This is a genomic window from Robertmurraya beringensis, assembly GCF_042433785.1.
In the GTDB taxonomy this organism is placed as follows: domain Bacteria; phylum Bacillota; class Bacilli; order Bacillales; family Cytobacillaceae; genus Robertmurraya_A; species Robertmurraya_A beringensis.
The window spans coordinates 1-7,513 of sequence record NZ_JBHLUU010000082.1 but is presented as its reverse complement, the minus strand read 5'-3'; the positions used below and the strand labels follow the sequence as shown (position 1 = coordinate 7,513).

Genomic DNA, 7,513 nt, shown 5'->3' with positions numbered 1-7,513 from the left:
GTCTTTTCCTTTCTCCAGAATTATAAATGTCAAAATGTTTCGAATTATGCACACATGGACATTATAACCGTCAAATTCTGGACAGGCAACACCGTCAACTATCGGTCATTTTGGGATGGCAATAACATCTTAGGATTGAATCAACCGAAATACGAACATTAATAATATATAAACTAAAAAATATTCGTCTTTTAAAAGAATAAACCTACTTTACCATGTGAAAGTGAGGAAGACAATAGTAAATATGATATTTAACGTGTATTTAACGTGGGAATGTAATAAATCTGAGGAATGAAAAATAGCTGTAAGCCTTTTAATAAGTGCTACAGCTACTGGTGTTTATTGGAGGAAATAACAAGTGGTTTAGTTGGTCGTAGGGATTTAATCCAACTGTAAAATTCTCTCTTACTATGTGTTAAGCTATCATAACTAAAAAAGGAATAGTCCACAAAATCCAGGTAGTTTTTCAACTGTTTCTTGTGTCCATTTCTAAACGCGTTATAATCCCATAGGTTCGGTCTTTTAACAGGCAATGGTTTTATTTTTTGTAAATAAGGATGCTGTTGATAAACGATCGCAAGCGTACGGATCATTCGCTTTTGAGTCCGATGATGCCTAGCCTGAACGAGCAATTGTATGTAATCCACTCGGTCACCAATCCGATAAATCAGTTGAATGATATCTAAAAAGTGTTTAGGGGAATCAAGATTATGTCTCCATCCATGCAAGCAAATCATATAAAAGGTATGATAGTCTGACAGTTCTTTGATATATTGGTAGTTTCCTAAAGTCCTAGCTCCCTGCCAAAACTCTTCAATCGGAAGCTTAGAGGTATCATCCTTCAACAGGTTCCAGTGTAACTCTATCGTTAATGGGATATTTGAGTTTGGAATTGGTTTACTGAAGCTGCAGTGAAAATGACCTTCAATTGGTTTCTCTTCAACCGTATAACCTAATGAGATAACTGCGGATATCGCACGTTCCAAGTCCTCTGGCTGAATAAGTAAATCTATATCTGATGTACATCTAGCTCCAATATGACCAAAGTACTTTTCAGCAAATAATACACCTTTCAAAGGAATAGCTTGAAGTTCAGCTTTATCAAAGCAATCTAAGACTTTTGTTAATTGGTTTTTGATAAAAAGTGTTAAAAAGAGATTTTCTTCGTATTGCTCCTTCAAACGTTCCTGGAAAAATACAGGTGTTTGATTTAAAGTTCCTTGTTGCTTTAATAGGGAGTAAACTTGAGGAGCAACCCCAAACTCCATGATTTCTTTTAACAGAGATTTATAATTATATGAATCTAGGGTTACATCTGATTCATACAAAGCCTGAATCCATTTCATGACACACCCTCCTTTCTTTATGCAAGTGATAGTTCAACTTTGGGTTTAAACTTTGTACGACTTAGAGTTTGATATAATCCTGGTTGGTTAATTAACTCCTCGTGGGTTCCCTGCTGAACGATTTTTCCTTGATCCATTACCAAAATTAAATCAGCACTTTCAATCGTTGATAAACGATGAGCAATCACAAGAGTGGTTCGATTCTTCTTCAGAGAGTTCAAAGCTTCCTTCACATAGTATTCCGTTTCTGTATCAAGAGCAGAGGTGGCTTCATCCAACAAGAGGATTGGAGCATCCTTTAATATTGCCCTGGCGATCGCGATTCGTTGCTTTTGTCCACCTGATAGCTTTATCCCTCTTTCGCCAATTTCGGTACCGTAGCCGTTTGGTAGTGTTTGGATGTAATCATGGATGCAGGCGTCTTGTGCAGCATGAATCATTTCTTGTTCTGTGATTCCTGGCCTAGCTAACATCAGGTTTTCCCGTATGCTCCCAGCAAACAAGAATGTTTCTTGAGGCACACTGGCGATGGTGCTTCTCAACTTTGACACGGTCATTTCCTTGATGGATACTCCGTCAAAAAGGATGTCTCCTTTTTGTGGTTGGTAGAAGCCTTGGAGTAGGTTGAATAGGGTGCTTTTTCCTGCTCCGCTTGGGCCGACTAGGGCGATGACTTTGTTGGCAGGGATGGATAGTTGTAATTCATTAAACACCTGAGTTGATTCATTATAACTAAAAGTTATCTCTTGAAGTTCCATCGCATGTGAAAGACTCTCTCCTGACGTGTAAGAAGGTAGTCGAGGAGATTCTGCCTTTTCTTCGGTTACATTCAGTATTCTTTCCACTGATGTAAGTGATCGCTGAAAGCCTGCCCATTGTCCTGCAAGTCTTGTCATTGGACTCACTAAATAACCAACAAGACTCTGAAAGGTTAGTAATGCACCTACTGTCATAGATCCTTCAGAAACAAAATATGCCCCTAATAAAAGACTGATATAGTAAGAGCCTGCACTTAGTAGATTTCCCCCTGAGGAAAAAAATCCTCTTAACTTTGCATTAGTAAGCTCAAGTTGATAGAGTTCTTCATTATAAGAAGAAAATTCCTGGTAGGATCTCATTTCTAAGGTAAAAGATCGAATAACAGAGATACCCTGAAAGGTTTCACTAAGATGTTCATTTACTTTTTCAAAAAGTATGTTGAGTTTTCTACTATTACGACGAAGCAGCACCCCAAATACGGCTCCAGCTATAATGGCAAATGGTGTGGCAAGAAGGGTTAGAAGAGACATCGTCATATTTAACTGAAGAAGATAAATAAAGACGACCAAAAAAATGAGTGGAAGTCTGATGAGGTTTATTAAACTACTCCCAATGACACCATCGAGGTTATGAACATCATTTGAAAAGTAAGTAAGTACTTCTCCGGATTTCATCTGAGAAAAACGATTTGTTGGGAGTCTTAAAATATGGCTAAATAAATAGTCTTTAATATCTCGTTTCACTCCGTTTGTGGCTACTGTTTCAAAGTAAATATCTGCAAAAGAAAAGGTTATACTTATTACAACCAGTGTAAGAGCAATCGGAATAAGTGATTTGATTTCCTCGAAATCTGCTCGAACGGCAGCATCAGCAATTTTTCCAAAAAATGAAGCAAACGCAACCGTTAAAAAAATATCAATAAATAATAATAGCAACAAAATCAAATAAGCCTTCCATCGCTTCAAAACAAAAGGCTTTAATAATCCAAAGGTTTTTTTCAAATCCTTAAGCACAATATATTCTTTTATCCGAGGTAAGAGCTGCTGCACTCTATTCATAATGACACTCCATCTTAAAATCTTCTATTTAAATAGCTTCTAAGAATAAAAGAAAGAAACGGAAAAGTAAGAATTAACTTACTCCATCCTGCTACAATCAAATTGCTCGGTTGTACTACATATCTTTGCTTTTCAATGGAAACAAGTGTACCTAGAATCCGTTCTTTTTGAATAGGTTCATCAAATCCAAAGTTTGTATCACCTTTACAGCTATACGTGTTCTCTGATTCCATCTTGTAAAATCGGTGGGCAATCAACTTACCGTTTGAAGCCCAAAATAAGAGAATATCTCCTTTTTTTAAAGAGGTTGGATCAAAAGGTGCAAACCTGCAAATATCTCCTTGTTGTATAAGGGAATACATACTATTCCCTTCACTTGGCAGAGAAATAGATCCTTCATTAGTTATCGTTTTTTGAAGAACGGAAATAATATCCTGACTAAACAGCATGAATAACCAATCCGTATTCGACAAGCTCTTTTAAAAATTCCTCAATGTCTTTCGCATCAATTGATAGGTTTCCTTGAAACTCAGCTTCTATGGATTGAATAATGGAGCCGGCCGTCTGTTTCTCCTTAAGCAATGACCAACAAAAGCCACCCATTTCATTAAGCTTTGTGACGGTAAAATGCTCAGCATCTAATATAATCCAGTCTCCATCAAGTTGGGAAGTATCAAGGCTCTCTTTTTGTATGTAGTGCGTCATTATGAAATCAACTCCCAAAACGTATCATCTTTTTGAAAATGCAGTTCATAGACTGGGACCTTATCCACTAAACTTATTAACAGGGTCATAATCTTTTTCGTTTCCTCAGGACCGTGCACCCAGTAAAATACCTTATCCATAAGATTTAAAACAGCATCTGACTTTTTTAGTTGCTTCCTACTATTGAACACAGCTTGCCGTAAAAGTTGAATGCTCTTTAGCTGTGTTGAGATTTCTTTACCTGTCACCTCTAACTCACTACGAAATGGTGAATTAAACACCGTTATACATTCAGGAGTAATTTTGACAAGCGTTGCCTCATCCGAAAGGAGAACTCTAGGTGCTGATAATTGGGCGGCAGTGGACTTCCCCGCTCCAGAACGGCCTGTAAAAATATGAGCCTTCCCTTCTTCCACTACACAAGAAGAATGCATTAATAAGCCCCAGTTGTTGTGGAGGATAAATGCACTGTAAAAGTTCATCAGAGCATGCTTTAGGGCAGGTTCGTCATGAACGTGGATGGTTGCTTGTTTATAATCTCGAGTGGTTTCGATAAGATAATCGGCACGACGATAGTATAATTTATTGGTTCCTTTTTTAATTTCTACATTGTAATTAGTAAAAGGGTCACCATAACTAGCTTTAATATTCAATGAGATTTCAGAATCGCCACTGTTTAAGGGGAGGACGATATAGTTTCTTTCAAAAAAAGCTTTAATAAAAGAAGTTTCGTAAGTTACGAAAGCTATATGTTCTCCAATTTGTAAATGCATCTTCATTGCTTTTCTCCTTTAACAACTATAGAAAAAGTACGGGACCAAAATGTACATTTATTAGCTTATTTATGACAATAAAATGTCCCGCAGTAAGAATTGTGTTGTTATTTTTTCGGATGATCTTTTTTCGGATCGTACGGATCATGCGGATATTTGTCTCCATCACTTTTACCTGGATCTCCCGATACGGGTCCTCTCCCTTTGTTCCAGCTTTGTGATGTTTCAAAACGAATTGGCTGATGGCTTAATACTAGAGGTTTTTCCATGTTATATCACCTCCTTTACCGAATTCTTTATAAAGAACGATAATAGTAAAAAAAGATATCTCAACAAAGTAAAACGACAAAACTCCTATTTAATCTACATTACCAACTAGATTATACATGATTAACAGTTCTTTGAAAAGAACAAAAAATTCGACAAAAACTCCCATTTTCATACTAAACAGTTAGGTCATTACTGTCTTTTTTATATGTAATTTTTCTTAGTAAACTGCCAAATCTAGACCTTTTATTCATGTACTTCATATGTACCAAATACCACAAAGACCATACACCAATACAATTCTTCAATAAATCAACTAAAGAAAACGACCTAAAGGGAATGAAGTACTGGTGCAGTTCATCTATCACCCCATACCCCATAGCTAGCACAGCTGCCAACATCTCTTTTTTGTATGAAAGCTTTCCAAAAATCAGAAAAACCATTATTAAAAATAAATATAGAAGCCCAAACTCAAAGAGATGGGCTAACTCAAGCCCAGCTCCTATTAATAAAAGGATGCTCATATCTATTTGAGTGGAAAGCATATAGACAGATTCTGGATCGAAGTTGCTAGTTTGAATCCAAATCAGTGCCATATACAAGATAGGGATAACAAGTAGAAGCAATCTTATAAAAAACATAATGTACCTCCGATTATTAGCACCCTATCACAGTTTTCCCTGTAAGACAACCTTACTCATCATTTCTGCATTTGGGTATTCTACGTTCATGTACTGCTCTACTACCTTTTGGACATCATAGCTCACTCGGACATTTGAGGTTTGGATACTACCCTCATTAATTTCAACTATAGAATACGAAGCTTTATTTAGACCATCAAATGGAAGACCTACACTTCCAATGTTTACTATACATTTCCCATTGATAAAACGTATGTATGGTTTGTGAATGTGAGCATAGATATACAATTCTGCTTCACTGGTAACCAACTTTTCTAGGATGGTTTCGTCACTAGCTGTTGGGGGCACGACTTCGAAAAGACTGTCCGGAGTAGCATGGAAAGCATGGATTCGTATTCCTTCAACCCCAAGGTTCAACTGAGTTGGTAATTCTTTTAAGTAGTCGATACTTTCATCAGACAATTGGGAGACTATCCAATCTCTTTCTTTGTTCATTAGTTCAAGAACATGATCAGGGACCTCTCCCTGCTGAACACCACGTACCACCCATTCGTCAGCATTACCTTTGATTACATTACAATCGAGTGCTCGAACTAGGTCTAACGCACGCTGCGGTTCAGGTCCGCGGTAACAGATATCGCCAAGAATAAAGACTTTATCTACGTTTTTCTGTTGTAAATCTTGTAGTACCGCATCTAAGGCAATGGCGTTGCCGTGGATGTCGGAGATGAATGCTAGTTTCATTTTCTAAACTCCTTTTTTGTTCCAATTATACATTTCATTATTTAGGCATTCAATTTTATAAAGACACTCTTCTGGGGATTTGGATTTTTAATTATTTCACTGTTTCTATCGAAAACTGGGGTTGTGTAATCATCCTGTACGTAGTTTCCTAATGGTTTATATTTATGAGCTACTCTAGTGTCCAAAAGTGAATACTGTGTAAAGTGAACAATTAATAAGCCATTTGGCTTTACAAGATTGTCTAATGAAATAATTTGTTTTTCAAACTTCTCAAAAGGATAAATCTTTTTTAAATTAGTTATACCCATGGCAGCTATATCATGAGGCTTTCTTTGCAAAACTGCCATGCAAAATATTGCATCGAATTTCCCATGCTTTTGAATCTCTTTTTGTGAGGAATATATAAAATTGATATTCTCATCCACTTGAAGTTTCCTACAAGTGTTTAGACTTTGTTTGTTAATATCTGTACCAATTATTTTTGAATTTGGAAAGTATCGGCGCAGTGTTAAAACTTCCTCACCTGTGGAACAACCGTAGGACAGTATCTTTAAATCTTCTCTGCCCTTAAAATATTCTTGGCAAGCAGTAAAAATTTTAGGATATCGGTTCATAAAGGTAAGTGGAGTAGTTTGATGAACATTCTTTCCGTTTAATACCTTCATAAAAATATCATTTCTATATTCTTTATCAGTACACACTCTTATAGTTGCTTGGCACATATTCCATAAAGACTCTAAAATGGCCGCAAACCATCTAACTATGATATTTTTAGAAGACCTATTTTTTTTAATATGTTGTTTAGCGATGATAATTAGTTTAGAGTGCAATTCAAATCCCCCTAATATATTAAATACCTTTATCTTTGAGTTCAAATATACCATCGTTCTTAAAAGAGAACAACACTTTAAATGAATAGATGTATGGAGATGAAGTAAAAAAGATTAAAAAGAGGGTGAAGAAGAATAGGGGGAACAAATGAGAATAATGTGTAAAAGGCGGGAAATGAAAAGTACTCCTAACTCTTTTATAAAAACTAAGAGCACTTTTCATAATTAATATCACTATATGTCTTGTATTATCCATTCACTATCGGTGTTTGTCAAGATAGTTGTCGCATTTAACTTGTTTACTAGTGTAAGAACGTAAGGGTAACTACCGCGCTTTGCTTGGTGGCCTTCTCATCAAAGAACAGAATTCATTCTGTTCTTTGATGAGAA

The 7,513-nt window shown here is 36.2% G+C and carries 9 protein-coding genes; all 9 read right to left on the bottom strand.

Translation table 11 applies throughout. The features are described from left to right. Positions 1 to 329 precede the first annotated feature (329 nt). Entirely contained in the window at positions 330 to 1,346 is a 1,017-nt protein-coding gene (locus ACFFHF_RS12325) for a nucleotidyltransferase domain-containing protein (RefSeq protein WP_377058274.1), read from the bottom strand. Between the two features lie 17 nt (positions 1,347 to 1,363). Beyond that, entirely contained in the window at positions 1,364 to 3,163 is a 1,800-nt protein-coding gene (locus ACFFHF_RS12320; RefSeq protein ID WP_377058273.1) for an ABC transporter ATP-binding protein, read from the bottom strand. Positions 3,164 to 3,177: 14 nt separating this feature from the next. Then, entirely contained in the window at positions 3,178 to 3,612 is a 435-nt protein-coding gene (locus ACFFHF_RS12315; protein ID WP_377058272.1) for a S24/S26 family peptidase, read from the bottom strand. Further along, positions 3,602 to 3,868 (bottom strand): PqqD family protein, encoded by a 267-nt coding sequence (locus tag ACFFHF_RS12310; protein ID WP_377058271.1) that lies wholly within the window; start codon positions 3,866 to 3,868, stop codon positions 3,602 to 3,604. The genes ACFFHF_RS12315 and ACFFHF_RS12310 overlap by 11 nt, the downstream gene beginning before the upstream one ends. Beyond that, positions 3,868 to 4,647, bottom strand: a complete 780-nt coding sequence (locus ACFFHF_RS12305; RefSeq protein WP_377058270.1) for a hypothetical protein — start codon at positions 4,645 to 4,647, stop codon at positions 3,868 to 3,870. The genes ACFFHF_RS12310 and ACFFHF_RS12305 overlap by 1 nt, the downstream gene beginning before the upstream one ends. 101 nt (positions 4,648 to 4,748) lie before the next feature. After that, positions 4,749 to 4,910: a hypothetical protein gene (locus ACFFHF_RS12300; RefSeq protein ID WP_377058269.1), complete on the bottom strand. Its 162-nt coding sequence runs from the start codon at positions 4,908 to 4,910 to the stop codon at positions 4,749 to 4,751. Positions 4,911 to 5,084: 174 nt separating this feature from the next. Continuing rightward, the gene (locus tag ACFFHF_RS12295) at positions 5,085 to 5,549 is read right to left on the bottom strand and encodes a VanZ family protein (RefSeq protein WP_377058268.1); all 465 of its coding nucleotides are present in this window, start codon (positions 5,547 to 5,549) and stop codon (positions 5,085 to 5,087) included. 27 nt (positions 5,550 to 5,576) lie between these two features. After that, positions 5,577 to 6,293: a metallophosphoesterase family protein gene (locus tag ACFFHF_RS12290; protein WP_377058267.1), complete on the bottom strand. Its 717-nt coding sequence runs from the start codon at positions 6,291 to 6,293 to the stop codon at positions 5,577 to 5,579. A 41-nt stretch (positions 6,294 to 6,334) separates the two neighbouring features. Continuing rightward, complete coding sequence (locus ACFFHF_RS12285; protein WP_377058266.1) at positions 6,335 to 7,123, bottom strand: class I SAM-dependent methyltransferase; 789 nt, start codon at positions 7,121 to 7,123, stop codon at positions 6,335 to 6,337. Positions 7,124 to 7,513 lie beyond the last annotated feature (390 nt).